At 39.6% G+C, this 25177-nt stretch carries 23 protein-coding genes; 9 read left to right on the forward strand and 14 right to left on the reverse strand.

Features of this window, described 5'->3' with window-relative positions; all coding sequences use genetic code 11:
- Positions 1-385: 385 nt before the first annotated feature.
- From bioD to bioB, 4 genes are read right to left on the reverse strand one after another with little or no spacing between them, the layout of a single operon-like run.
- Positions 386-1066 (reverse strand): dethiobiotin synthase, encoded by a 681-nt coding sequence (gene bioD / locus ACIPUA_RS20795; protein WP_071547846.1) that lies wholly within the window; start codon positions 1064-1066, stop codon positions 386-388.
- A complete protein-coding gene (bioC, locus tag ACIPUA_RS20800; protein WP_042846609.1) occupies positions 1059-1844 on the reverse strand; it encodes a malonyl-ACP O-methyltransferase BioC in 786 nt (261 codons plus the stop codon). The genes bioD and bioC overlap by 8 nt, the downstream gene beginning before the upstream one ends.
- A complete protein-coding gene (bioF, locus tag ACIPUA_RS20805) occupies positions 1822-2979 on the reverse strand; it encodes an 8-amino-7-oxononanoate synthase (protein ID WP_042846610.1) in 1158 nt (385 codons plus the stop codon). Before bioF ends, bioC begins: the two co-directional genes overlap by 23 nt.
- On the reverse strand, positions 2979-4016 hold the full coding sequence (gene bioB, locus ACIPUA_RS20810; protein ID WP_042846611.1) for a biotin synthase BioB: 1038 nt from the start codon (positions 4014-4016) through the stop codon (positions 2979-2981). Before bioB ends, bioF begins: the two co-directional genes overlap by 1 nt.
- A gap of 92 nt (positions 4017-4108) precedes the next feature.
- Here bioB and bioA point away from each other — a divergent pair, with 92 nt between their 5' ends.
- Positions 4109-5377: an adenosylmethionine--8-amino-7-oxononanoate transaminase gene (gene bioA, locus ACIPUA_RS20815; RefSeq protein ID WP_042846612.1), complete on the forward strand. Its 1269-nt coding sequence runs from the start codon at positions 4109-4111 to the stop codon at positions 5375-5377.
- A 180-nt stretch (positions 5378-5557) separates the two neighbouring features.
- Here bioA and pgl read toward each other — a convergent pair whose 3' ends face one another.
- Positions 5558-6544, reverse strand: coding sequence for a 6-phosphogluconolactonase (gene pgl / locus ACIPUA_RS20820; protein WP_042846613.1), 987 nt, complete (start codon positions 6542-6544; stop codon positions 5558-5560).
- Positions 6545-6831: 287 nt separating this feature from the next.
- Between pgl and ACIPUA_RS20825 the strand changes: the two genes are divergently transcribed.
- Positions 6832-7650 (forward strand): pyridoxal phosphatase, encoded by an 819-nt coding sequence (locus ACIPUA_RS20825; RefSeq protein WP_272678113.1) that lies wholly within the window; start codon positions 6832-6834, stop codon positions 7648-7650.
- A 65-nt stretch (positions 7651-7715) separates the two neighbouring features.
- Here the strand turns inward: ACIPUA_RS20825 and ACIPUA_RS20830 are convergent, their stop codons facing one another.
- From ACIPUA_RS20830 to ACIPUA_RS20845, 4 genes are all read right to left on the reverse strand, one after another.
- Positions 7716-8891: an ROK family protein gene (locus tag ACIPUA_RS20830; RefSeq protein WP_042846615.1), complete on the reverse strand. Its 1176-nt coding sequence runs from the start codon at positions 8889-8891 to the stop codon at positions 7716-7718.
- Between the two features lie 285 nt (positions 8892-9176).
- The gene (locus tag ACIPUA_RS20835; RefSeq protein WP_042846616.1) at positions 9177-10199 is read right to left on the reverse strand and encodes an N-acetylglucosamine-6-phosphate deacetylase; all 1023 of its coding nucleotides are present in this window, start codon (positions 10197-10199) and stop codon (positions 9177-9179) included.
- A 24-nt stretch (positions 10200-10223) separates the two neighbouring features.
- On the reverse strand, positions 10224-10967 hold the full coding sequence (locus ACIPUA_RS20840) for a glucosamine-6-phosphate deaminase (protein ID WP_042846617.1): 744 nt from the start codon (positions 10965-10967) through the stop codon (positions 10224-10226).
- A 45-nt stretch (positions 10968-11012) separates the two neighbouring features.
- Positions 11013-12350, reverse strand: a complete 1338-nt coding sequence (locus ACIPUA_RS20845; protein WP_042846618.1) for an MFS transporter — start codon at positions 12348-12350, stop codon at positions 11013-11015.
- 461 nt (positions 12351-12811) lie between these two features.
- Between ACIPUA_RS20845 and ACIPUA_RS20850 the strand changes: the two genes are divergently transcribed.
- Complete coding sequence (locus tag ACIPUA_RS20850; protein ID WP_449060098.1) at positions 12812-14272, forward strand: mannitol dehydrogenase family protein; 1461 nt, start codon at positions 12812-12814, stop codon at positions 14270-14272.
- A 59-nt stretch (positions 14273-14331) separates the two neighbouring features.
- Here the strand turns inward: ACIPUA_RS20850 and modC are convergent, their stop codons facing one another.
- From modC to modA, 3 genes are read right to left on the reverse strand one after another with little or no spacing between them, the layout of a single operon-like run.
- Positions 14332-15399 (reverse strand): molybdenum ABC transporter ATP-binding protein ModC, encoded by a 1068-nt coding sequence (modC, locus tag ACIPUA_RS20855; RefSeq protein WP_042846619.1) that lies wholly within the window; start codon positions 15397-15399, stop codon positions 14332-14334.
- Between the two features lies 1 nt (position 15400).
- The gene (gene modB / locus ACIPUA_RS20860; RefSeq protein WP_042846620.1) at positions 15401-16090 is read right to left on the reverse strand and encodes a molybdate ABC transporter permease subunit; all 690 of its coding nucleotides are present in this window, start codon (positions 16088-16090) and stop codon (positions 15401-15403) included.
- Between the two features lie 25 nt (positions 16091-16115).
- Positions 16116-16892 carry a molybdate ABC transporter substrate-binding protein gene (gene modA / locus ACIPUA_RS20865; RefSeq protein ID WP_042846621.1) on the reverse strand — a complete coding sequence of 259 codons (777 nt, stop codon included), beginning with the start codon at positions 16890-16892 and terminating at the stop codon, positions 16116-16118.
- A 278-nt stretch (positions 16893-17170) separates the two neighbouring features.
- Here modA and ACIPUA_RS20870 point away from each other — a divergent pair, with 278 nt between their 5' ends.
- Positions 17171-18202 carry an ElaD/SseL family deubiquitinase gene (locus ACIPUA_RS20870; protein WP_042846622.1) on the forward strand — a complete coding sequence of 344 codons (1032 nt, stop codon included), beginning with the start codon at positions 17171-17173 and terminating at the stop codon, positions 18200-18202.
- 90 nt (positions 18203-18292) lie between these two features.
- Here the strand turns inward: ACIPUA_RS20870 and ACIPUA_RS20875 are convergent, their stop codons facing one another.
- Entirely contained in the window at positions 18293-18445 is a 153-nt protein-coding gene (locus ACIPUA_RS20875) for an AcrZ family multidrug efflux pump-associated protein (RefSeq protein ID WP_004256731.1), read from the reverse strand.
- Positions 18446-18660: 215 nt separating this feature from the next.
- On the opposite strand from ACIPUA_RS20875, the gene modE reads away from it, so the two are divergent.
- The 5 genes from modE to ACIPUA_RS20900 all read left to right on the forward strand — a co-directional run bounded on the left by modE (position 18661) and on the right by ACIPUA_RS20900 (position 23946).
- Complete coding sequence (modE, locus tag ACIPUA_RS20880) at positions 18661-19449, forward strand: molybdenum-dependent transcriptional regulator (protein ID WP_042846623.1); 789 nt, start codon at positions 18661-18663, stop codon at positions 19447-19449.
- A gap of 139 nt (positions 19450-19588) precedes the next feature.
- Positions 19589-21058 (forward strand): molybdate ABC transporter ATP-binding protein ModF, encoded by a 1470-nt coding sequence (gene modF, locus ACIPUA_RS20885; RefSeq protein WP_048606391.1) that lies wholly within the window; start codon positions 19589-19591, stop codon positions 21056-21058.
- Between the two features lie 207 nt (positions 21059-21265).
- Positions 21266-22093, forward strand: coding sequence for a CPBP family intramembrane glutamic endopeptidase (locus ACIPUA_RS20890; protein WP_048606389.1), 828 nt, complete (start codon positions 21266-21268; stop codon positions 22091-22093).
- 181 nt (positions 22094-22274) lie between these two features.
- Positions 22275-23027 carry a 2,3-diphosphoglycerate-dependent phosphoglycerate mutase gene (gene gpmA / locus ACIPUA_RS20895; protein WP_042846626.1) on the forward strand — a complete coding sequence of 251 codons (753 nt, stop codon included), beginning with the start codon at positions 22275-22277 and terminating at the stop codon, positions 23025-23027.
- A 178-nt stretch (positions 23028-23205) separates the two neighbouring features.
- Entirely contained in the window at positions 23206-23946 is a 741-nt protein-coding gene (locus ACIPUA_RS20900) for a hypothetical protein (RefSeq protein WP_042846627.1), read from the forward strand.
- Positions 23947-24009: 63 nt separating this feature from the next.
- Here ACIPUA_RS20900 and ACIPUA_RS20905 read toward each other — a convergent pair whose 3' ends face one another.
- Complete coding sequence (locus ACIPUA_RS20905; RefSeq protein ID WP_449060099.1) at positions 24010-25032, reverse strand: hypothetical protein; 1023 nt, start codon at positions 25030-25032, stop codon at positions 24010-24012.
- Between the last annotated feature and the right edge of the window lie 145 nt (positions 25033-25177).

Consider the following 25177-nt stretch of genomic DNA (forward strand, 5'->3'; position numbering starts at 1 on the left):
AGTCCAGATTCACATCAAATAAAGGCAAAGCCGCTTGTCACCTAGCATAGAACTTGTTTTATAACGTTAATACACAAGGTTATCCACAGAAATAGTGGATAACTCTTGAAGCCCTTAGGGCTCATGCTTTCACGCAATATCTAAAATTTGTTAAATGATAGCTAAATGACAATAAGATGGCAGTTCGATGAAAAAATTTTTACGTAGTATCCGCTACGAAAAAGGGATTTTATCTTTTTTACGAAGATCCAGCAGGTATCTCAGGTGAAAAACTTGACAAAATTTAGGTTGATCACGTTAAAAAGATCGCCAATATAATTAACAATTATTACAGCCCACTATCGCTTTCTATATAGGGGCTGATTCATCATTTTAAAATGTTTGATCAAGATGTTAGTAAAGAAAGATCTAAAAATTGCCCTAATGAGCAGCCCATTATATCTTTGCGATGCGGGATCACACCTAAGCAAGGTGCTTTAATCATATGTTTAAGTGTCTCTAAATACTGTTTTTGGTAATCCCCAGGGGTTTCTACCTCATTAGCAACCCAACCAACCACTGATAAGCCTGAAGCGATAATCGCTTTCATCGTTAATAATGCATGGTTAATACAACCTAACTTAACGCCCACCACTAGAATCACTGGTAATTGCTGTTCGATAACCCAATCAGCGTAAGTCTGTTCATGGGATAACGGTGTATACCAACCACCAGCACCTTCAACTAATACCCAATCCGCTTGCGATTGTAGATGCTGTAAGCCTTTATTGATCACTGAAAATTCGATCGGTTGCTGCAATTTATCACTAATTATATGCGGGGATGTTGGTGCTTCAAATACAATCGGATTAACTGCGCTATAAGGTAATGTTAACCCGCTATTTGCTTGCAATAGTAATGCATCACTATTTCGTAAACCATGTGGTGTAATTTCACTGCCTGATGCAACTGGCTTGTAACCTGCTGTTTTAACACCTTGGCAATTTGCAGACTGCAATAAAGCACAGCTTACGACCGTTTTACCAACTTCGGTATCCGTTCCTGTTACAAAATACGTTTTAGTCACGATAAAGTACCCCAAATACCGTATAATAAGTTAAAGGTAACCCTTGTTCTGTTATCGGATATACAGCCGCAAGCTGTTTTAGGCGCTGGCGTGTCATTAACCCCGTTTTGCGCCCAGCGGTTAAATGAGTTGCCCCTATCCCTTTTAATGAATGAAGTAACTCTGTAATTCCAGAAAAATACAATGTATCTTTTTGAATAGTTAGCTGATTTCTCCATCTTTGGCAGCTATTGCGCATTTGCTGAACTCCCAAAAACACATTAACATGAGGAGCATCATCTAATGCTTTCCAAGCGCTCGATAATTCACTTAATGAATGTTCTCCCAGTGTGGTAAATACCACTATTCCCCCACGTTTAGTCACACGGTATAATTCGCTTAATGCTTGAGTGATATCTTGGCACCATTGGAGTGCTAAATTGGAAAACACGACATCAACACTTTGATCCGCTAATGGGATCGTTTCTATATCTGCACAGATATAATGATCCGCAGCACACTTCCCTTCTGCAACATCTAACATCCCTACAGAAATATCTAACGCTATGACTTGGTAACCTTGAGCTGTAAGTTTTTGACTGAAATACCCCGTGCCACACCCCGCATCCAACACCCGTAATGGCGCTGAATGTGGCATTAATGCTAATTCGGATGTCAGTTGCTTCAACAGTTGTTCTCCTGTTGCTTGCTGGTAGCTAGCAACAGAATCGTAATTTTTCGCAGCGCGGCCAAAAGCAGCCGCTATTTTATGCTTTTCACGACATAGAGACGAAATCATCTAAAGTCTCCAATAATTGATCAATATCTTGACGTCTATGGGCGGCACTTAATGTGATCCGTAGCCTAGCACTTCCCACTGGCACTGTAGGTGGGCGGACCCCGTGAACCCAAATATTTCTATTACGCAAAAAATTTGCGAGTTGTTGGCTAGCTTGGTTATCACCAACAATTAATGGTTGGATAGCCGTCTTTGAGTCGGCTAGTTTCATCCCATTGAAATTCGCATTATTTCTAAAGTATTCGATATGTTGGTTAAGATTAAAACGTGCTTCATCTGCTTGCTTGATTTGTTGCATCGCCGATAAAATGGCAACGGCCTGTGCAGGCGGCATTGACGTGCTATAAATTAAGTGGCGTGCAGATTGCACCAAAAAGTCAGCGGTTTGCTGGTCACAAAGTATTGCTGCCCCACTTAAACCGAATGCTTTACCAAACGTCACCACTAAAATTTCAGGCTTAACTCCCTGCTCAAAGCAGCTTCCACGTCCTTGCTCACCTTTAACTCCAATCCCATGAGCATCATCAACCATCAGCCAAGCTTTGTGTTTTGTGGCGATTTGTTGTAATTGTCGCAAAGGCGCACTATCGCCATCCATGCTGAATACCCCTTCAGTGACAGCAAGAGTTTTCCCTGTAATAGGCTTAGTGATTAGATGTTCTAGAGATGATGTATTATTATGATGAAAGCGACGTAATTTAGCCCCTGAATGCATCGAAGCTTCGATGATTGAAGCATGACTTAATTTATCTGCTAAAATACGGTCGTTTTGTGTCATCAACGCCGTGATCACAGCATGGTTGGCAGCAAAACCCGAAATAAACAACAATGCCTTTGAATACCCCAACCACTCAGCAAGTGCCGTTTCGAGCTCATCATGTGCTTTGGTGTAACCAGTAATATGACCTGAGCCACCGCTACCGACCCCATATTGATTTGCTCCTCTTTGCCAAGCTGCAACAACCTTAGGATGGTGAGTTAACCCTAAATAGTCATTGGATGAGAAGTTAAGATATTCTTTGTCTGCCAGATAAAGTGACCGGCCATCAGCCCGGTCAATACATTGACGTTGCCGCCAGATCGACGCTTGTTTACGCTGTTCAATCTGTTCTTCGATGAATGATTGCCAAGACATTATACAACAGCGTTATAAAATTGTGGGTTATCTGCGGTTAGCAACGTTTCGGCTAGTTTAGCCGCTTGCTGGTTATCTCCCTCATCCGTTTCAATTCGCTCTGGGTTAATGTTTAGTTTGTTAAACAATGCGAGGTCTTTGTTCTCGTCTGGGTTAGGCGTTGTCAGTAATTTACAGCCGTAAAATACTGAGTTCGCTCCAGCCATAAAACACAGCGCTTGAGTCTGCTCATTCATATATTCTCGACCAGCAGAAAGCCTCACATAGGAGGTTGGCATCATGATCCGAGCCACTGCGATCGTGCGTATAAAATCAAAGGCATCAACATCTTCATTATCCGCCATCGGCGTCCCTTCGACTTTCATCAGCATATTGATGGGAACACTTTCTGGGGGCTTTGGTAAATTGGCAAGTTGCACTAAGAGTGCAGCACGATCACTCACTTTTTCCCCTAACCCTAAAATCCCGCCTGAACACACCTTGATACCCGCATCACGCACATTTTCTAAAGTATCTAAACGGTCTTGGTATGTACGTGTTGTAATAATATTGCCGTAATATTCAGGAGAAGTATCAAGGTTATGATTGTAATAATCCAAGCCTGCTTCTGCTAAACGCTGGGCTTGGGTATTATCAATCATTCCAAGTGTCATACAGGTTTCCATCCCTAACGATTTAACCTCTTTAACCATCATTTCAAGATAAGGCATATCCCTTTCTTTAGGGTTACGCCATGCAGCCCCCATACAAAAACGCGTTGAACCTGCTTGCTTCGCTTTCTTAGCTGATTCTAAAACTTGTTGTACTTCCATTAAACGCTCAGTTTCTAGCCCCGTTTTATAACGAGCACTTTGAGCACAATATTTACAATCTTCAGGACAAGCCCCTGTTTTAATTGATAGAAGCGTACTCACTTGCACTTGTTGGGGATCAAAATTTTGCCGATGAATTTGCTGCGCTTGAAATAACAAGTCAAAAAAAGGCATTGAAAACAGTTCATTAGCTTGTTTTATTGTCCACTGTTTTAATTGGCTCACGGGAACTCTCCAGTTGAAAAAGTTGTTGCCAGTTTAAATATTGCGATTATCATGTCAACTAAAATGATCATAAAAAGTTGACGAAGATAAAAATGAACAATGCTGATATTACTTTTGATGCCAAACATATTTGGCATCCTTACACATCAATGAGCCAACCCATTCCAGCCTATCCCATTGTGGAAGCGCAAGGAGTCGAACTCGTGATGCCTGATGGAAAAAGATTGATTGACGGCATGTCTTCATGGTGGGCTGCAATCCATGGCTATAATCACCCTGAACTCAACCAAGCTGTTACCACTCAGTTGAGCAAAATGTCTCATGTCATGTTTGGGGGGATCACTCACCCACCAGCAGTAAATCTATGCAAACAATTAGTGGCTATCACTCCTGAACCACTGGAATGCATATTTCTCGCTGATTCAGGCTCTGTCGCAGTTGAAGTGGCACTAAAAATGGCACTGCAATATTGGCAAGCCAAAGGCGAAAAACGCCAGCGAATTTTGACATTACGCCACGGATATCATGGTGATACCTTTGGTGCTATGGCCGTTTGTGACCCAGATAATTCCATGCATGGACTGTACAAGGGGTATTTGCCCCCCCACGTGTTTGTGGAAGCTCCACAATGTGGTTTTAATGATGAATGGAACCCCGCAGATTTACATCCACTCGAAGCACAATTAGCAGAAAATAGCCATGAAATTGCTGCGATCATCCTAGAACCCATTGTTCAAGGTGCTGGGGGAATGCGCATCTATCACCCTGCCTATTTAAAAGGCGTACGTGATTTATGCGACCATTATGGCCTCTTACTAATAGCAGATGAAATTGCGACAGGATTTGGCCGCACCGGTAAACTATTTGCCTGTCAACACGCAAATATCTCACCTGATATTATGTGTATCGGCAAAGCATTAACTGGGGGTTATATGACGCTATCAGCAACCCTGACAACTCGCCATGTCGCCGAAACCATAAGCAATGGCGAGGCTGGTTGTTTTATGCATGGACCAACATTTATGGGCAACCCCCTTGCCTGTGCGGTTGCAGATGCAAGCCTATCACTATTGCTCAATAGCCCGTGGCAACAAACCATCGCCAATATTGAGCTACAACTCAAAGCTGAATTAATGCCTTTACGCTCTCACCCTAGCGTCGCGGATATACGCGTCCTCGGTGCCATCGGCGTTATTGAAATGAAGCAGCCAGTGGATACAGCGGCATTACAAAAGGTATTTGTTGAAAATGGCGTTTGGGTTCGCCCGTTCGGCAAACTGATTTATGTGATGCCACCGTATATCATCACTCCCGAGCAACTCAGTAAAGTGACGAATACGATGGCAAAAGTGTTGGGATAACACAATAAATTCAATGATAATCGAAGTGATCCTTACTGAGTTTTTAATTAGATAATCTTCTAAATACTTCGAGTTATAGCAAGGCGGCAATCGAGGGTATCTTGGGGAGCATACATCAGTATGTGACCCAAAAGTAGCCGAGTGAAGCCAACACCGCTATAGCTCGAAGTATGACGAAGATTAAAGGATGACTGAAATAACCCACATAGGGCCTTTCCCAACCGCATACCTTCCTATTTGCGTTAGTTTTCCTGTAATTGGGTCAATTTCAGAAACTGAAATATGGTCTGACTTTTGCCCACTGGAAATTAAAAAGCGGCCGGTGTTATCAATATTAAAACCTCTTGGATGGGCTTCTGTCGGGTAACGCGCTTCCAAAGTGAGTTCGCAGCCATCATCAGAAATAAGATAGTGGCTAATATAGCTTTCTGACCGTTCACTGGCATACAAATGGCGGCCATCAGGCGTCACATGGATATCAGCGGCCCAACGCTGGCTTTCATTTCCTGCAGGATAGTTTGCTAATGTTTGCATGGTGCGATAACGGGTAAACTTACGGTAAACACCAATGGTTGAGTCTAACTCATTGATACAGTAGATCACTTTCTCACTAGGGTGGAATGCAAGGTGACGAGGCCCTGACTGCGGTGCTGTCGTAATTTGATCCGCGGTCGCTTCAGTTAGATAGCCATTTTCTTGCAAATCAAACAGGCGAATATGATCTTCCCCTAAGCACGGCACCCAAAGCTGTTGATTATCAGTATCAACATGAGATGAATGAGGGTTACGCAACCCTTCAATAACCTGAACAACTTGGCTTGGAATGCCCTCTTTATTGATCGTCAATACAGATAAATTGTGTTGATGATAAGAAGGAACAAAGAGATATTTGCCATTGTTATCAAGTGATAAATGAACCGGTGTACCTGGAATGGATGTTTCCGCTTTTAAACGTAATGTGCCCTTTGGCTCAATTTCATAGGTCACAACACGAAAATTTGGGCGAACACCGATATAAAGGTGTTTTTTATCATGGCTTAATACCATTGGTTGTACCTGACCCGGTGTTTTTACTGTCTGTAAAAGCGTGAGTTCCCCAACTTCGTTCATCGACCATACGTGGATCTGCTGGCTTTCGGGGCTGGCAATATAAACAACCTGATTCATTCTGACTCCTTAATTCATGACAAAATACTAAACAGCATCTATAGTCCACTACATTGGCTTAACTATACCCTATATTAAGTAAATTGCTGCGAGTAAATAGCACCACCGTTTCAGCCAAAAGGATCGATAATAATGGTACTAAAACGGTTCAGTTAACGCTATGATGATAAAACATACTAAGCTAATTATTTTCGAATGGATAATTTATAGCTGTAATTAATTCATCTTCCCTCCTATCTTTATACTTGATTAAGATAGGCAACCTGTAAAATCACGTGGAGCCGTTTATGTCATACCGCGTTATTGCGCTCGATCTTGATGGAACATTGCTAGATCACCAAAAAAAAATCCTACCTGAATCTTTAGCTGTCTTACAGGAAGCTCGACGCCAAGGCGTTAAAGTTATCATAGTAACAGGTCGCCACCATGTTGCGATCCACCCGTTTTACCAAGCCTTAGACCTTGATACCCCCGCGATTTGTTGTAACGGTACATACCTATATGATTATTTGGGTAAAAAAGTGTTAAAGTCTGATCCGATGCCGCTCAACTCTGTCACTCAAATGATCGATAAATTACGTGGAACCGATATTCAACATCTAATGTATGTCGATAATGCCATGCTCTACAACGCACAAACTGAAGGGATTAAACGTACCTTAAATTGGGCGGAGTCATTACCTGTAGCACAACGACCAACTATTGAGTTTGTGGAAGACTTTGCTGATGTTATGCATGACTATGAATCTATATGGAAATTTGCCGTTAGCTACCCAGATACAGAACGATTAAAACAAGTCGTTCATGAAATTGAAACGGACTTTGGCTTAGACTGCGAATGGTCATGGGTTGACCAAGTGGACATTGGTCTCAAAGGTAATAGTAAAGGCCAACGTTTAAAAGAATGGGTTGAATCTCAAGGTATGACAATGCAAGATGTTGTTGCTTTTGGCGATAACTTCAATGACTTAAGCATGCTTACTACCGCAGGTTTAGGTGTAGCAATGGGCAATGCCGTGGATGAAATCAAACAACAAGCAAAACTGGTGACACGTGTAAACACTGAACCGGGTATTGCCGAAGTGATCCGTAAGTACGTTTTATAAGCCATTAGCCGAATAAAAGGAGGCACACCGGCTCTTTTTATTCGGCTAGCTAATAATACGTTAGGCTATTGAGCAAGTAACTCTATTAATGTTTGTTCCAAAACAGGTAAAGCCGCACCATAAATCCGTGAGTTACGGCTAATTTGGCTCATTGAAAGTTCAGGTAATGCCTGACCAAAAAAACGGTTTTGCTGTTGAAAACTATCACAAAATGCAGCCCAAATTTGTGGGTTTTTCACAAATGGCCCTGAAACAATCAGCCGTGAAGGAAAAAATACCCGACAAATATTGGATGCTGCATGTGCCATATGTGAAATAGCTTGCTGCATTGTTGAATTATTTGCTAAATCAGAGGAGGCTAAAATTTCGGCAACATTTTCTTCATCATCATGCGCTTTAAATTTATCGGCAAGAACATCCGTACCGATAGACCATAAAGCAGTGACTGTTTCTAGGCACCCAACTTGCCCACACTGACAAGGCTTCGTTTGGCTGGGAATATTCCAATGCCCTATCTCACCAAAAGCATTCCCACCGATATTGATATAATTATCTGCCGTACTAAATGCAACCCCAACCCCGTACCCCCAATGCAGCAATAACGTACTTTTATTACGTTCAAGAACATGCAACATCAGTTCATCGTCCAGTGTTCTCGATAATACAACCCGATACTCTGGAGGGAATATGCTTTTGATATTCAGATTATTCATTTTCGGCCAGCGAGAGGCGTGTATCCAATGGTAGGTCTGGCGATCAAAGACCCCACCTAAGGAAAAAACACACCCTGTAACTTCGGCTGATTTGGGTATTTTCTGAATAATGTTGTCATAAAGCTGGCGAATTTTGTCCGCCAAAGCTGAATTATCGCACTCTGGTGAAGCTTCAAGTTGTTCATGAGCGATAACATTAGATACTAAATTGATAGCAAACACATGTAATGACAAGCTAATGACTTGAAATACTAAAGTCACTAACCGATTAGGATTAACAACCAATACCATCGAGGGTCGACCTCGACCTGAGTGCTGGCTAATTGTTTCGGTTAATAATCGGCTATCTAAGAGCTGTGTGACCTGCTCAGATACGGTAGTTGAACGGATCTTTAACAGCTTTACTGCTTCACGGCGCGTGGTAATTTGCCCATTTAAAATCGCAAAGAAAATCCGTTCTTTGTCGTGAGTAATAGGTTGAGTAATCGGTAAATGTGATAGAAAGCCTGTCGTTTGTTTAAATATCATAATAAGTAGACATAAAGCTGTCTATTTTAGGCCCTATCAACACTCATCAAACCTGCATGACATATTGAAACAGGCTACCTATATACAGCCTAACCCTTCTCTAGTTAGAAACACGGTAAATAACTATCGATAAAGTATGCCTTAAGGATCGATACTCAATCAATCCTTATTTATTGTAGGAAAAAATGCCATAAGCAACCGACAAATAAAGCCCCCAGTAATGAGTTGCTCGATTACTGGGGGAGTCCTATTAATTAAAACGATAAATTGAAATAACTAAATCGTTTATTCATACACAAGTTCTTCGTTGATTACGCTATGAATAACATTAAGTTGCTCATCCCATGTTATCGTCGTGATAGGCGATGTTATGCCATGAAACGCAAAAGCGGGTTGCAAGTAATGCCGTGGATTAACAGTTGCCATTCTTATTGCATCATCAAAACTCACTATCTGGTTGTGTACAACGTTACGTATCGCTTGGTCCAATGTCAGGCTTGAACCTGCTAAATTAGCCTCACCGGGAACACGTACCGTACCATCTTCAGTTCGTTCAATTGACATTGAAGCAAATTGATAATTCCCAGCTTTGACACTACCGGCAGCACTAACAGCATCCGTAACTAAAATGGATCTAGTGATAGTTTTCGCTCTTAATAGATTTTTCAACGCTGGAAATGGAATATGTATACCATCAGCAATAAAGCTTGCGCCTATAGCATCACAACTTAACTGGGCTTGTAGTGTGTTATCTAACTTATGTAAATGCTGAGGAATGCCATTTCCTAAGTGGGTACTCATACAAATACCAATTTTGGCAGCTTCATCCATTTGGCTAAAATTAATATTAGAGTGCCCCACAGCAACGCATTTCCCCGTGTTAACTAACTGCTTGGCAAATTGAAAGTTCTGGTCAAATTCAGGTGCATAAGTCACTAGCAATATTGGTCTAGTGAGCATACTTTCTAAATTAGCAACTAACTGGATATCAGGTTTAATTATATCACTCGGGGGATGACACCCTGCATAACCGCACTTAGGGTTAATAAATGGCCCCTCCAAATGGTAGCCAGGAACCATCAATTCACCAAGACGACTTGTTGATACTGCCTTATCAAGCGCTTGAAAACGCTCAGTCAATACTGACGCAGATGCTGTAATTAACGTCGGTAAACAAGAAGTCACCCCTGTTTTTAGCATTGCTTCTAGCGCATAATCAACCGCTTCCGCAGTAATATTTTTATCATTAAAATCAATGCCTGCAAACCCATTGACCTGAATATCAAATAAACCATCAGTTATCGTCATAGTTTAATCCTTCAATACTTTTCCCTAATCAACCGCTGATAATAATGATGCGGAATCTTTATCCAAAAATAGGTAGCAATTGTTATGCTGTTGCACAATGGATGCAGGTACTTGGTTCGTTATTTCCCCTTCTACCGTGTTTTTAACTGCAATAGACTTGCGTAAGTCAGGTACACTGAGAATTAACGTTTTAGACCTTAAAATTTGCATTATACTCATCGAAATGGCTTGTTTTGGGACGTCTTCCAACTGAGAAAACCATTTCTCTCCTAATTGTTGTTTTCTGCAGGCATCATCAAGGTTCACAACAATATAAGGAGAACTTATACTGAAGTCTGCGGGGGGATCATTGAACGCTAAATGTCCATTTTCCCCGATACCAGCAAAACAGACATCGATTTCATATTGACGAATAACCTGGTTCAAACGTTGGATTTCCTCATCAATGTTTTTGGCTGAACCATTCACACCAATAAATTGATGTAGCGAAGGTAATTTATTCACCAAGCGCTCTTGTAAATATCGACGAAAACTTGCGGGGTGTCCTTCATCAAGTCCGATATATTCATCCAAATGAAAAATGGTAATTCGTGACCAATCAATATCCTCATCAATTAAGTGTTCCAACATTTCAAACTGACTCGCACCAGTGGCGACAATAATCGCAATCTCTGATTTTTCACTTAATGCTTTTTGAATAGCATAAGCTCCTGCTCGACTGGCTTGTTTACCTAAAATCTGCTTATTTTCAGAAATAATAATATCCATACCAACCTCATACTTAATAAATAACCGTTTATTTAGCAAAGTGTCTTACTGGTGTTGCTTCAATTTCTTAGCCATTTGCACAGCAGTTAACGTCAGCACACAACAAAAGATTAAGTAATAAACAACATAGGTGGGTTTCCCATCACCAACAGAAACCAATGCAGCAGCAATAACAGGTGTTGAACCTGCAAAAATGACACTGTTTAGTTCACGAGAGAGCGCAATACCTGAATACCGATATTGCGTTGGGAATAGATTAGCTAAGAACGCGCCTTGAGCCCCTGATGTTGCACCATGCCCAATACCATAAGCAATACACATTCCAAGCGTTGCCAACATTAAGCTGCCGCTACCTAGTAGCCAGAATAATGGAAAAGCAAAAACGCCTAAGAAAATTGCCCCGAATGAGAAAATTGCAGTAGTGCCATATTTATCCGTTAACCGCCCCATGACAGGGGTCATCAGCGTATTAATAAGCACGGCAACCATTAACGCCATCAACCCATCTGACTTTTCCATACCCAACGTATTGGTGAGATAACTAATACTGAATACGCTCAACACATAACCATTAGCTTGGTGACCAGCTAAACTGAAAAAACCACAGAGTAAGTTTTTTCGACTATGAATAAAGAGCTCCTTAATAGGAATTTTTTGTTCTTTTTTCTCTACCTCTGCCTTTTCAACGGATTTAACGTATTCTGGCGTTTCATCTAGTTGTTTACGGATATAAATGGCTACAACAAATAAAACGATAGATAACAAGAAAGGGACGCGCCAGCCCCAGCTCATAAATGCTTCATCAGGTAATTGTGATACGGCAAAAAAAGCGGCTGTAGATAATAAAATGGCAATTCCTGTTGATGCATTAATTAACGAGGTATAAAACCCCCTCTGCTTCATCGGAACATATTCCGCCACAAAGGTTTGCGCTCCTGCAAGTTCAGCACCTGAACCAAAGCCTTGCATTAACCGTATGATAACTAAAGCGATTGTTGCCCAAATACCGATATGATAATAAGTTGGTAATAACCCCAGAGCTAATGTTGCGATCCCCATTAATACAATTGCGAAGATAAGCGCTGGTTTTCGCCCATATCGGTCGCCAATATGGGCAATAATCACCCCACCTAAGGGACGTGAAATAAAACCGACAGCAAAAGTAAGAAATGCTGCTAACGTTGCAATTGTGGGCGATAGATTAGGAAAATAAAGTTTATTAATAACCAATCCAGCTGCTGCACCATATAACGAATAGTCATACCACTCGATTACTGTTCCTGATACGCTTGCCATCATGACTTTTCTAATTGTTTTTTTATCAGCTGCAGGCGTTTCGCTTACAGTTTCTGTAGCTAATTGTTCTGAAATAGTGTCACTCATACTGCCCCCTACATTTTAGGAATACATTATTTAGGTATGTTTTATAAAAAACGGACAAAAAGCGCGCACTATTGAAACTAGCACCGTTAATATTATTTTAGAACATGTTTGTTTTTAAATGATCTAAAAATGGGATCACAATCAAAATTCAATGATAAAATACAATTTGAAATTTGAATTATGTTTGTTTACCTCCTATTAAACTAGACAATTCTCATTAGAAACCACTGCCAGAAAAAATAAATAAAATAATAAAATCAATCAACTAAACAAATTCATGACTGAAGTAATCTCTGATTTATATAATCCAGTAAAAAATAGTTTGTTAAGCCAATATTTTACTTTCCTCTACAATACTGCTATTTTTCACCTAAATTAAAAACCATTTTGTTTTTAATTATAAAGAAACCGAAGCAGCTCTAACCTAAATTACTGTTATTCTCAGGGGGATTATGGCGCCTATGTCTAGTTCAAAAAACAAGCTCCGTAACACAGCTCGACGTAATACATCACAAGTCACCTCACAAATGATACATCTTGGCTGTGGTGCATTTCATCGCGCCCATCAAGCCCTTTATACACATTTATTACTTGAAAAGTTCCAATCTAATTGGGGCTATTGTGAAATTAATTTAATGTCTGAGCGTGGTGCAATATTAATCAACCAATTAAACGAACAGCATTGCAATTATACTTTGCTAGAAAAAGATGAAGAAAAATCAACACTAAGGACTATCAAGGCAATTAAGCAGGCTATGCACCCGCGTATTGATGGTATTAATGCGATTATTGAAAAAATGGCTGCCCCCGAAATTGCCATTATTTCACTAACCGTGACAGAGAAAGGCTATTGTATTTCGCCCTCAACGGATAAGCTGGATTTAGCTAATCCGTTTATACAACATGACCTCACTAACCCTATGGAACCTCAATCTGTTTTAGGTTATATCGTTGCCGCACTTCGTTTACGTTTTCAGAGAAACCTGCCCCCTGTCACCATTCTTTCTTGCGATAATATCCGCAATAATGGAGAAACAGCACGTCAGGCTATTATTGGTTTAGCCATTCAACAAGATAATCAACTAGCACAATGGATTGAAAAAAATATCACTTTTCCAAATACCATGGTTGATAGGATTGTCCCTGCTATGACTGAAAGTTCATACGCCGAAATTAAACAACTCATTGGGAAAGATGACCCATGCGCAGTGATCAGTGAGTCATTTAGTCAATGGGTTATTGAAGATTGTTTTGCTAATGGCAGACCAGATTGGCAACGTGTCGGCGTACAATTTGTACCTGATGTTGCACCTTATGAAATGATGAAACTTAGAATGCTCAATGGGAGCCATTCTTTCCTAACTTATCTAGGTCATCTAGCAGGGTATGAGTTTATCTCTGACACTATGCAGAACCCTGATTTTAGCCAAGCAGTACACAAATTAATGCTTCATGAGCAAGCGCCAACACTGACAATGCCAAGTGATACAAACCTGAGAAAATATGCACAAGATTTATTAAAACGCTTTAGCAATCGCGCCATTAAACATAAGACAGCGCAAATAGCGATTGATGGCAGCCAAAAATTACCCCAGCGCCTATTAGATTCTATTATGTGGCATCAGCAACAGGGTTCAGACTATACGCTCCTAGCACTGGGTGTTGCTGCATGGATGAAATATGTCAGCGGGGTCAATGAACAAGGTAACCCAGTGAGTATCCAGGACCCATTACGAAACGAGTTTGCGGAAATCTACCAAAAATATGGTTTTAGCCTTGAAACTGTCGACAACTTGTTAAAAATAGGCGCTATTTTCCCACCCCAACTTTCGAGAAACCACCAAGTAGTTAAAAAAATCAAGGCTGCATACCAGCAACTCATCGTCTTAGGTGCTCAAAAAACTGTTAAATATTATTTGTAACAAATCGATGAGATATAGCAAACTGACGCAAAATAGCTATATCTCTAATATTTGCCTCACTATAGCTGACGAGAAAGCGAGACACTTTTCACCTGTGCAAACACCTTTCTTCCTTTACGAATAGAAAGCTCATCCCTCGCCCAGCGGGTGATGCGAGCCCATAGATAATGTTCTTCACCTAAATCTAGCTTCACATCAACTTGCTCACCATCTTCAATCCATTCAATAACTTCTGCCGCTAAAATATTACGAATACTACTCACTTGCGGCTTTTCTAAAACCAAAGAAACATCCGAAGCATCGATACGTATACGTACTTCAGCCCCTTGCTGCATTTCAACTCGCGGAACCCATAACTTTTGACCGCCGACAATTACCGCTGTCATATCGTAATCAGGGTGTTGACTATGTACCTTTGCACTCACCACACTGCTCAATGTTTCTTGCTGTAACCAAGGACGTAATGCACTGCTCGCCCAGACGTCTTCTAATGGGCCAAATGCTTTAACTTTCCCTTGAGCCATTACAATGACTTTATCCGCTAGGCGCAATATTTCATCAAGACTATGACTGACATATAAAATAGGGATTTTAACATCTTGAGAAAGCTTTTCTAAATAAGGTAATAACTCACGTTTGCGGGGGAGATCCAAAGAAGCAAGGGGTTCATCCATCAGCAGAATTTCTGGCGCAGTTAATAAAGCACGACCAATCGCAACGCGTTGTTTTTCACCGCCAGATAATGTTATTGGATAACGGTTGAGTAACTTTTCGATACCCAGCAACTCAACGATATCATCAAAGCGTGTTTTCATTTTTGGCGCCATGCCATAACGTAAATTACTTTTGACACGGTAATGTGGAAATAACCGCGCATCCTGAAAAACATAACCTATGTGACGCTGCTCTGGCGGTAAACAAATCCGTTTTTCGACATCAACCAATGTACGACCATTTAACACTATCCGCCCTTTATTTGGCTTAGTTAAACCGCCTATCACATTGATTAAAGAGGTTTTACCTGCACCAGAAAGCCCGAAAACCGCAGTAATGCTTTCTGTTGGTAATTGTGTATTCACTTCCAGCTGTAAGTCCCCTAACTTTTGGGAAAAGTCGAGTTCTAACATATCAGGCTACCCCCAAACGCTTTTTACCCCAACGGGTCAGCCATTCTGAAATTAATAATGAAATTAATGCAAGAACGATCGCAATAATACATAAGCGTGCAGCATCAACCTCTGCACCCGGCGTCTCAATTAAGGTATACATCGCTAATGGAATGGTTTGAGTTTCTCCAGGTATATTTGATACAAATGTAATCGTGGCACCGAATTCCCCTAAAGAACGGGCGAAAGCAAGCACTGTGCCTACAATGATACCCGGCAAAGAAAGCGGAATGGTGATGGTGAGAAAAACGCGCAATGGCGTGGCACCTAATGTTCTAGCCGCTTGCTCTAGCTTTCTATCTACCGCTTCTAATGCTAAACGAATTGCTCGTACCATCAACGGAAAAGCGACCACGGCCGAAGCAAGCGCAGCCCCTCGCCAACTAAAGGTGAAGCTAAAACCAAACCAGTTATATAACCATTCACCAATAAAACCGCGTTTTCCCATACTGATCAATAATAAATAACCCACTACCACTGGTGGCAATACCAGTGGTAGGTGGATAATACTATCGAGCAATGTTTTGCCAGGAAAATTACAGCGAACTAATACCCATGCAACTAATATCCCAAGCGGTAAGCTGAATAATACCGCTACGCTTGATACTTTTAGGCTTAAGTAAATTGCTTCCCATTCATAAGGACTTAACATCTGCAACAATATAATCTCTTAATGTTTATTTGGTACGTGGCTCGAAACCATAACGTTTAAAAACCTCAGAAGCTGCTGGAGTTTTCAGATACTCATAATAATCACGAGTCGCTTTATTATCTTGGTCTTTAACTATTGCCATTGGGTATTCAACAGGTTTATGCGTATCTGCAGGGAATACACCAACCACTTTTACTTTTTGGCTAGCGACCGCATCAGAACCATACACAATGCCTAAAGGTGCTTCTTGGCGTTCAACTAGTGCCATACCACTGCGGACATTGTTAGTACGCGCTAACAGTGGATCAACCGTTTCCCATGCACCTAAATTACCCAATGCTTCTTTAGCATAAATACCAACAGGTACATGGTCAGGATCACCAACGGCTAAACGACCGCCATCTAATAATTTTTTCCAATCTGTTTGCTTATTGATTTCCACTTTATCCAATTTAGAATCTTTTGGTGCAATCAACACTAATTCATTACCTAATAATGTATAACGAGTATCATCCACCATCAATTTTTTATCAATTGCATAATCCATCCACTGCTGGTCAGCAGAAATAAATAGATTAGCAGGTGCTCCTTGCTCAATTTGACGCGCCAATGTTGAAGAAGAGGCATAAGATGCCACAACGTCTACTTTCGCCTCTTTCTTATATTGCTCAGAGATTTCATTCAGCGCGTTAGTTAATGAGGCAGCTGCGAAAACCGTTATTTTATCCGCAGCAAAACTATGGCTAGCCATAGTGAGTGTCAGTGTTGCACCCGCGAGAAGTGATACCAAACCTTTTTTCATTTTTATTCACCATAGTATTAATCAACACGCTATATATATCAGGATACAGCGATAACTTAAAGTCAAACTCGTGATAAAAGTGTGCTGGCTCAAGAAATGATGTAATTTTTCTGCATGTTATCCTAAATGGTAAAGAGACACGCCATGTTTTTAGTTTACGAAGAATCGTTTTTGTATAGTTTATAACTTATTTCCCTTGTAACTTTATCGGCACAAATCGTGTGTCTTTGAATATTTCATTCAACTTTTTACAAGTATATAAAAGCAGAGGAGATAATATGGCAATTCAACCTACAGTACATTCTCCAACTAATGCTCATTACTCAGGCAGCTTAACCACTCAACAATTTTATGGGCTATTTGACAAAGATATTCCCCAAGAAACCTTAGATTCTTTAGCTAAATCGTCTGGAGAAGGGAACTTAAATAGTATTGATTTATTACATAACCTAGCTTTACGACAAGACAGTGTAGGAAAACAAGCACAAAATATCTTGTTTGATTTATTTAGCGGAAAATTGCCAGCGAAGAAAGGTGTAGATAAAGAAATACAAGAAACGAGCAAAGTTTTATATCAATCAGCACATCACCAAGCCGTATTGTCTAAACCATCGAAATTACTGTATATCATTGGCTCCGCATTAAACAATATTGCAGATAAATTAAGCCTAACGCGTTTATTTATGGAACCCGATAATATAAAACCGGCAGCGCCGAAACCACTCGCGGAGAGTAATTTATGGTGTGATAACCGAATGCAGCAAAGTGATGAGCTTTATTCAAACTTAATAAGTGATGATTATTTAGCTTTATTTTCAGTTAACTACCCTTTAGATATCAGCGAGGACAACGCGGCTTTGCTAAAAACAACTATTGAGGAAATAAAAAGACAAAGCAACTTTCTAAATAAGCCCGAAATATTTCCAATAAATACAGGGGCTCATTGGGTGCTATTTATGCTCTATCACGACGTCACTGACAATAAAGTTAAAAGCTTTGTTTTTAATTCATACCATCAATTACCATCGGAAATTAAGCAAACTATAACAGAATGCGCTAAAGAAGCTGGAATACAGAGCGACATTGAATATATTGAAGGGAATATCCAAGAAAATGTGCCAAATGGCTGTGGCCTTTTTGTCATTGAAGCCGTTAAACAACTCGCTGAAACTACAACAAAAAATTATGTCGAAACACTGAAAAATTTCAAAAATAATTTTTTAGCGTTACCTTTAGCAGAACAACAACAATTTAACCAGTCTAGCCGCAGACAACTCTATGGAAATTACCATGATACATTATATCCATAGAGGGGAACTTGATTAAACGAAAAACTCCCTGATAGCTTAATGAGTTATCAGGGAGTTTTATAATCCGTCAGAAAAGAAACTCGCTAAAAGTTACTTGTTCTCTGTATTGTGGTGATGTGGCACATGCGCTTTAGATAACAAGTTAAAAAATGCACCAAGACCATAAATCAGGCCCATGATTAAAAACATCACAACAGGAACCATCATCAGGGCGAAACCTAAACTTTTAATCAGTTCTAACATAAAAAAGCCTCTTCAGTGATACTGTACCCACCAGCCTACAAGATACGCTGACGAGGGAAATTCGACTCTCAATTTTTTGATTATAAATCAAATCAAAATAATAACGCATAATAGCGTTATAATGGAGACTATTTTAGACAAAATATTATACTAACGACATACTAAACGTGCTTTTTACCTCTGTCACCACCAACCAAGCCGGAAGGGAGAAAAATATGCAGGCAGAAATCTTACTCACACTTAAATTGCAAGGCAGTTTATTCGCTGATCCACGCCGTATCGCGCTACTCAAACAAATTAAAGCGACGGGTTCTATCAGCCAAGGGGCCAAACTTGCAGGTATCAGTTATAAAAGTGCTTGGGATGCCATTAATGAGATGAACCAACTCACCGATGATATTTTAGTCGACAGAGCAACCGGTGGCAAAGGAGGCGGCGGTACGACATTAACCCATTATGGTGAAAGACTGCTCCAGTTATATGACTTATTAGCTCAGATCCAACAAAAAGCGTTTGATGTCTTAAAAGAAGATAACCTACCTTTAGACAGCCTGCTGGCAGCGATTTCTCGCTTTTCACTACAAACCAGCGCCCGTAATCAATTTTTTGGCACCCTTATCACTCGCGACCACATGCAAGTTCAACAGCATGTACAAATTCGTTTAGCGGACAATAGTACCGTGATTAATGCAGCATTAACCGAACAAAGTGCTAACCGTTTAGGGTTAGTTGAAGGCAAAGAAGTACTTGCTCTCATTAAAGCGCCTTGGGTAAAACTAAGCAAACAACCACAAGCAACCGAGTTCGATAACTGTTTAGCAGGTAAAATTACCATGTTAGAACGTGGTAAAGATAATAGTGAAGTTATTGTAACCCTGACTGGCGGGGAAACACTCTGCTCAACCCTGCCAAATAGCGAGATTGATACACTGTCACTCAATGTTAATGATGCTATCACTGCCTTATTTAATGCAGACCAAGTTATTGTTGCCACCCTGTGCTAACCACCGCTGCTTACTTACCAAATAAGTAAGTAAGCATTTACCTTTTTTTCATCCTCCCACCTACAGTTGTTGACTTTATCTTCAATCCTGATTATTTGTGATAGATGACAAGGTAAATAAATGATGATAAGGAAGCTTAATGAGCTCAATAACTATACAACATGGCAGCTTTAAGCTCAGTGAAACACAAACACTTGAAATTCAACAACTCAATATTGAAAAAGGTGAAAACTGGGCTTTTATTGGTTCCAATGGCAGCGGTAAATCCTCTTTAGCTCGCGTGCTATCTAATGAACTAAAACCCCTTTCTGGTATTGTCACCAATACCTTTCTTTCCCCTGTCCGCCTTTCCTTTGAACAGTTACAGAAAATTATTACTGAAGAGTGGCAACGTAATAATACGGATATGCTGAGTGAAGACGAAGAAGACACTGGATATACTGCGGCTGAGATTATTCAATTTAACCATAAAGATAATGAATATTGCCTAGAGCTTGCTGCTCGCTTTGGCATCAGTGACTTGCTCTCCCGTCGCTTTAAATACCTTTCAACAGGGGAAACCCGCAAGGTATTGTTATGTCAAACATTAATGGGTAATCCTGACTTATTAATCCTTGATGAACCCTTTGATGGTCTGGATGTCTATTCCAGAAGCAACCTCAGTGAATTACTCTATAGTTTGTCTGAAAAAGGCTTAACTTTAATCTTAATTTTAAACCGTTTTGACGAACTCCCTGAGTTTGTTGAAAAAATGGGGGTCGTCGCGGACTGCAAACTGTCCCTTTCAGGAGATAAAGAGTCAGTACTCGCTAACACGCTAATTAACCAATTACAGCACAGTGAAAAAATAAAATTACTATCGATTCCCGAAACGGAAGATCCGACTGCTGATGAAAAACTAGATGATACTGTTCCTCGTATCATTTTGAAGAATGGGACTGTTAGCTATAACGACCAACCTATTTTGCATGGCCTAAACTGGCAAGTTAACCCAAATGAACATTGGCAGATTATTGGCGAAAATGGGGCGGGAAAATCCACATTATTAAGCCTAATTACAGGGGATCACCCACAAGGCTATAGTAATGACCTCACCTTATTTGGCCGTCGCAGAGGTACAGGAGAAACAATTTGGGATATCAAACGCCATATAGGCTATGTCAGTAACAGTATCCATCAAGAGTACCGGGTCGCAACCAGTGTACTAAATGTCATTATATCTGGCTTTCATGACTCCATCGGCTTATATCAAGCCCCGTCTGACCGTCAAATTCAATTAGCTAATGAATGGTTAACCTTATTAGGTTTTTCAGCCCAAACTGCACAGCAACCTTTCCATAGCCTGTCTTGGGGGCAGCAACGTTTAGTCTTAATTGCGCGTGCTCTGGTCAAACACCCTGCAATGCTAATTTTAGACGAACCATTACAGGGGCTCGATGGGTTGAACCGCTTGTTAGTCCTTAGGTTTATTGATGTCATGCTAAGCCAAGGCAACACACAATTACTGTTTGTCACTCACCACCAAGAAGATGCTCCAGCCTGTATTACTCACCGGTTAACCTTCGTCCCTGATAGCGGAAAATACCGCTACGAAATTGATGAACTTTAAAATTTGATCACTTCGCCAATAAGCTCTATTTCGGATTTATTGGCGAAGTTAATCTAGTGATTAACCAACCAACTACCAAAATAATAATATAATAAATTGATTATTAATAATATTTTTTATTTTTAATTCTTTACGATTAGCAAACTCATTAAAAATGATTAAACTCTGCCGCCCATAATAGTTTAAAGATTAATATAGGTATTATTTATGGCTTGGTTAATATTAGCCTCTTCACTTGCAACACTTGCTACGCATCGATTGATTTCATTCATACTGTTGTTGCTTGGGGTTGTTACCGCAGTATTGTCTGGAATTATGAGTTGGCCGGCCCTTTTACTTTGTATTGTTGTCGCTGCAGTTTCTTTTATTCGCATACACTACCAACACCATTTAGCGCTGAAAATAAGCAGTGAGATTGTATTAATTGCCTGTGCTATAGGGCTATTTATTCACTTATTTCCTGGGTTTAATAACCTGAAATATCTCGATAAAGTCACCGTAGGCACACGTAGCGCCCCTTTTACTATGTATTTTAATTTTGATAAGGCATTAGTCCCTTTTATTTTACTCGCCTGCTTACCAACGTTATTTGTCTGCCGTCCAGCCAAGCATGCAACTAAAGTTCAATGGGTACTGCTGGTTATTTCTGTGCCTCTTTTATTGCTGGTCGCGACTACTGCTGGCGGATTAGCCTTTGAATGGCATTTTCCTAGTTGGTTACCTGTTTTTGTGCTCTGTAATCTACTTTTTGTTTCACTAGCTGAAGAAGCGCTATTTCGTGGTTATTTACAACAAAGACTCACCCAATGGTTCGGTTCCCCTTACCTTGCTTTAATACTTACAGCTCTCTTATTTGGTGGGGTGCATTTTGCCGGCGGCCCACTCTTAATTCTCTTTGCGGCCATTGCAGGCTTAATTTATGGCTTAGCATGGATGTGGAGTGGAAAATTATGGCTTGCTGTATCGATTCACTTCGGGTTAAATTTAGTTCATCTGTTATTTTTTACCTACCCTGTAAAAATGGTAACTGGATAATAAAAAGGCAACTTTCCCCTTACAAACCAAATTATGGCTTGAATATTTCCATTGTTTATCCGTTTTTTGATTTGGTTTCGATAAAACGTAAGTTGCTACTAGCGTTCGAGTTGACTATCCCTATAATGTAGGTCAGCAATAATTCATTTTTAATTTGAGTGTACTGATAGGAGTTTTAGCTATGGCTGTAACTAAACTGGTTTTAGTAAGACACGGTGAAAGTGAGTGGAACAAAGAGAACCGCTTCACAGGTTGGACTGATGTAGAACTGTCTGATAAAGGTCGTGAAGAAGCAAAAATTGCAGGCCAACTGCTAAAAGATGAAGGCTTTGTTTTTGATTTCGCTTATACCTCAGTTCTAAAACGCGCTATCCATACTTTATGGAACATCCTTGATCAAGTTGAACAGCAATGGCTGCCAGTTGAAAAAAGCTGGAAATTAAACGAGCGTCATTATGGTGCTCTGCAAGGCTTAGACAAATCAGAAACTGCGGCCAAATATGGTGATGAGCAAGTTAAACTGTGGCGTCGTGGTTTTGCCATCACTCCACCAGATTTAACTAAAGACGATGAACGTTATCCTGGCCATGACCCACGTTACGCAAAACTTTCTGAAAAAGAATTACCGGTTACTGAAAGCTTAGCAACCACTATCGAGCGTGTTGTTCCTTATTGGGAAGAAGTGATCAAACCTCGCGTTGCTAGCGGTGAAAAAGTGATCATCGCAGCTCACGGTAACTCTCTGCGTGCCTTAGTTAAATATTTGGATAACATGGGTGAAGATGAAATTCTGAACTTGAATATCCCAACTGCGGTACCAATGGTTTATGAGTTCGATGAGAACATGAAACCTATCAAACGTTACTACTTAGGTAACCAAGACGAAATCGCGGCTAAACAAGCAGCTGTTGCGAACCAAGGTAAAGCGAAGTAATTACTTACTTTATCTATAGTACGAAAGGGTTAAGCCGTTTGCTTATCCCTTTTTCTTTTCAAAATACCTTTCATTTCCCCCTCTATCAAAAATAAAAAATACAAACAGTTAGTGTTAGAAATAGGAATAACGGATTATCATAGGGAAATACACATAAAAAGGTGCATAGAGCAAAGAAATGAACAAATTTAATATTTACGTGTGGGTAGGGCTGGTTCTTAGCGCGAGTATTTTGGGCTCACTCCTCTATATGATCAATGCAGGAGAGCTCGCCATTGATGGTTCAAATGGTGCAGCAAACCATGAATTAATGAAAACCTTGATGACGATTGCTTGCATCAGCTTTCCTATTCAAATTGTCAGCATGATGGTCATGAAATATAAACCAAGGCTCGCCATTGGCCTTGCTATCATCAGTAGCGTTGCACTCATGCCTATCACAATAGTGTTTGTCATGGGGATGATTTTTTCTGCGATCCGCTGGCGTTATCGCCAATTAGAGCCATTCGATACCACCATCAATATCGACTTTGCAACAAAAATCGAGTTTAATAAACGTAATAATCGTATTGTTGTCATTGCTCTAGGTATTATCAGTGTTGCCTTTATCTTACTTAGCCAAAGTTTAGGTATGTTTCTATTCGTCTTAACCATTTTCCTTGGTTATTTTGGCAAGAAAGCAGCTGATAGCGTTTATTTAGCCATTAAAGATGCACACTTGTATATTCGCCCAAATATTTTCGCTCATTGTTACCGTATTCCACTAAAAGACGTTACTTATACCAAGGGTGAAAAAGGGAAAGTGCATTTTAATGTGCAAACATCAAATGAGGTATTGCAGCTAACCGCTACTCCAGCAAATGCAACCCCTGAAGAGCAAAAGAAACTAGAAGAACTATTAGCCAAAATACCAAAGTAAAAGAGACTGCAATTTATTCGTCCCCTTTACCTACTTTAATATGTAGGTAAAGGGGATAATGACTTAAAATACTTTTATAGGGCTCAAGGGCGTCAGCGTTGATAATCTAGGAACTAAATTATTTATATTCATCGCCTCCATCAAGATAGTATTAGTAGCATTAAACACAGCCACAGCGCAAACTAAGCTCATTGAATCACTAGAAAAATCTTTTTCTACAAAAAACATATATTGAGCTTCAATAGAATATCTTTTTAAAGCATCCTCAGTATGAACAACTCTATATTGTAAATCTTCACGAGCCTGTTTCATGGCATTAATTTTACTTTCACTCTCTGTATTTCTTTTTTTACCCTGTGAAACCGCGTTCTCTTTCGAGATTAATTTATTATATTTCTGAATCATTTTTCTGGTGCCATCTAGGTCACTGATAAAATCAACACCATCATATATTTCATTTTCTTCAAACGATTGAATATTATTCAAAAACTCATTTAAGTTATCAACTAGCTCTTTATATGTATTAGTTAATAAATTAACTTCACTATATTCTAACCCTTTTATATTTTCATTAGGTAGAGTTGAGTTAAACTCACCAACCAAATTTTTATCTAGTTCATCAACTACACAAATTGGCTCTTTTTTAATTATCTCATCGACCTCCATTAACTGTTTATACATATCAACTCTATTATCCTTTTCTACAATATATTCCTTCATTGCATAAATCATACTCTGATAATACCCATGAGCCGATTTAAGTTTCTCTATATGTTTATAAACAACTTTTAACGTATTTAGTTTTGATTCCAATTCTTTAGCATTACCCTGAGGATTTTTATTTTTAATCTCATATTTTTTTATCATTAACCCTATTTTATATTTTCTTTCTTTAATGGACTCATAGAGTGAATCTGATTTTTTTAGTGATCTTAACAATTGATAATTTAAGTTAATTTCATAATTTACTTTCTCTATAAAATTATTAGAATTAGAATAACCAAGATCAACCGTGATACCATCTGATTTTTTATACTTAGTCGTTTGATATTTTAATTCTTCTCTAATTTCTTTCTTAATAATCATTTCATACTCCATTATGTTAGTTTTACAGGTGATATCCTTGCATCCATAAAATAACAAGCTATTACTTTACTATAAAAAAAACAAATTTTTATTTTATATAAATAAAAGAATTCAACAGAAAAATCACTTAAAATTAAAAAAAGGA

The sequence above is a fragment of the Providencia sp. AGC89 genome (assembly GCF_053543535.1).

Excerpts from the sequence above, each read along its gene's own strand:
- modB (WP_042846620.1), bottom strand. The coding sequence starts at position 16,090 with ATGTTAAGTCCTTATGAATGGGAAGCAATTTACTTAAGCCTAAAAGTA.
- ACIPUA_RS20825 (WP_272678113.1), top strand. The coding sequence starts at position 6,832 with ATGTCATACCGCGTTATTGCGCTCGATCTTGATGGAACATTGCTAGAT.
- ACIPUA_RS20870 (WP_042846622.1), top strand. The coding sequence starts at position 17,171 with ATGGCAATTCAACCTACAGTACATTCTCCAACTAATGCTCATTACTCA.
- modC (WP_042846619.1), bottom strand. The coding sequence starts at position 15,399 with ATGTTAGAACTCGACTTTTCCCAAAAGTTAGGGGACTTACAGCTGGAA.
- pgl (WP_042846613.1), bottom strand. The coding sequence starts at position 6,544 with ATGAATCAGGTTGTTTATATTGCCAGCCCCGAAAGCCAGCAGATCCAC.
- bioC (WP_042846609.1), bottom strand. The coding sequence starts at position 1,844 with ATGATTTCGTCTCTATGTCGTGAAAAGCATAAAATAGCGGCTGCTTTT.
- modF (WP_048606391.1), top strand. The coding sequence starts at position 19,589 with ATGAGCTCAATAACTATACAACATGGCAGCTTTAAGCTCAGTGAAACA.
- ACIPUA_RS20890 (WP_048606389.1), top strand. The coding sequence starts at position 21,266 with ATGGCTTGGTTAATATTAGCCTCTTCACTTGCAACACTTGCTACGCAT.
- ACIPUA_RS20835 (WP_042846616.1), bottom strand. The coding sequence starts at position 10,199 with ATGACGATAACTGATGGTTTATTTGATATTCAGGTCAATGGGTTTGCA.
- ACIPUA_RS20905 (WP_449060099.1), bottom strand. The coding sequence starts at position 25,032 with ATGATTATTAAGAAAGAAATTAGAGAAGAATTAAAATATCAAACGACT.
- ACIPUA_RS20875 (WP_004256731.1), bottom strand. The coding sequence starts at position 18,445 with ATGTTAGAACTGATTAAAAGTTTAGGTTTCGCCCTGATGATGGTTCCT.
- bioA (WP_042846612.1), top strand. The coding sequence starts at position 4,109 with ATGAACAATGCTGATATTACTTTTGATGCCAAACATATTTGGCATCCT.
- modE (WP_042846623.1), top strand. The coding sequence starts at position 18,661 with ATGCAGGCAGAAATCTTACTCACACTTAAATTGCAAGGCAGTTTATTC.
- ACIPUA_RS20840 (WP_042846617.1), bottom strand. The coding sequence starts at position 10,967 with ATGGATATTATTATTTCTGAAAATAAGCAGATTTTAGGTAAACAAGCC.
- gpmA (WP_042846626.1), top strand. The coding sequence starts at position 22,275 with ATGGCTGTAACTAAACTGGTTTTAGTAAGACACGGTGAAAGTGAGTGG.
- ACIPUA_RS20845 (WP_042846618.1), bottom strand. The coding sequence starts at position 12,350 with ATGAGTGACACTATTTCAGAACAATTAGCTACAGAAACTGTAAGCGAA.
- ACIPUA_RS20850 (WP_449060098.1), top strand. The coding sequence starts at position 12,812 with ATGTCTAGTTCAAAAAACAAGCTCCGTAACACAGCTCGACGTAATACA.
- bioF (WP_042846610.1), bottom strand. The coding sequence starts at position 2,979 with ATGTCTTGGCAATCATTCATCGAAGAACAGATTGAACAGCGTAAACAA.
- ACIPUA_RS20830 (WP_042846615.1), bottom strand. The coding sequence starts at position 8,891 with ATGATATTTAAACAAACGACAGGCTTTCTATCACATTTACCGATTACT.
- ACIPUA_RS20900 (WP_042846627.1), top strand. The coding sequence starts at position 23,206 with ATGAACAAATTTAATATTTACGTGTGGGTAGGGCTGGTTCTTAGCGCG.
- modA (WP_042846621.1), bottom strand. The coding sequence starts at position 16,892 with ATGAAAAAAGGTTTGGTATCACTTCTCGCGGGTGCAACACTGACACTC.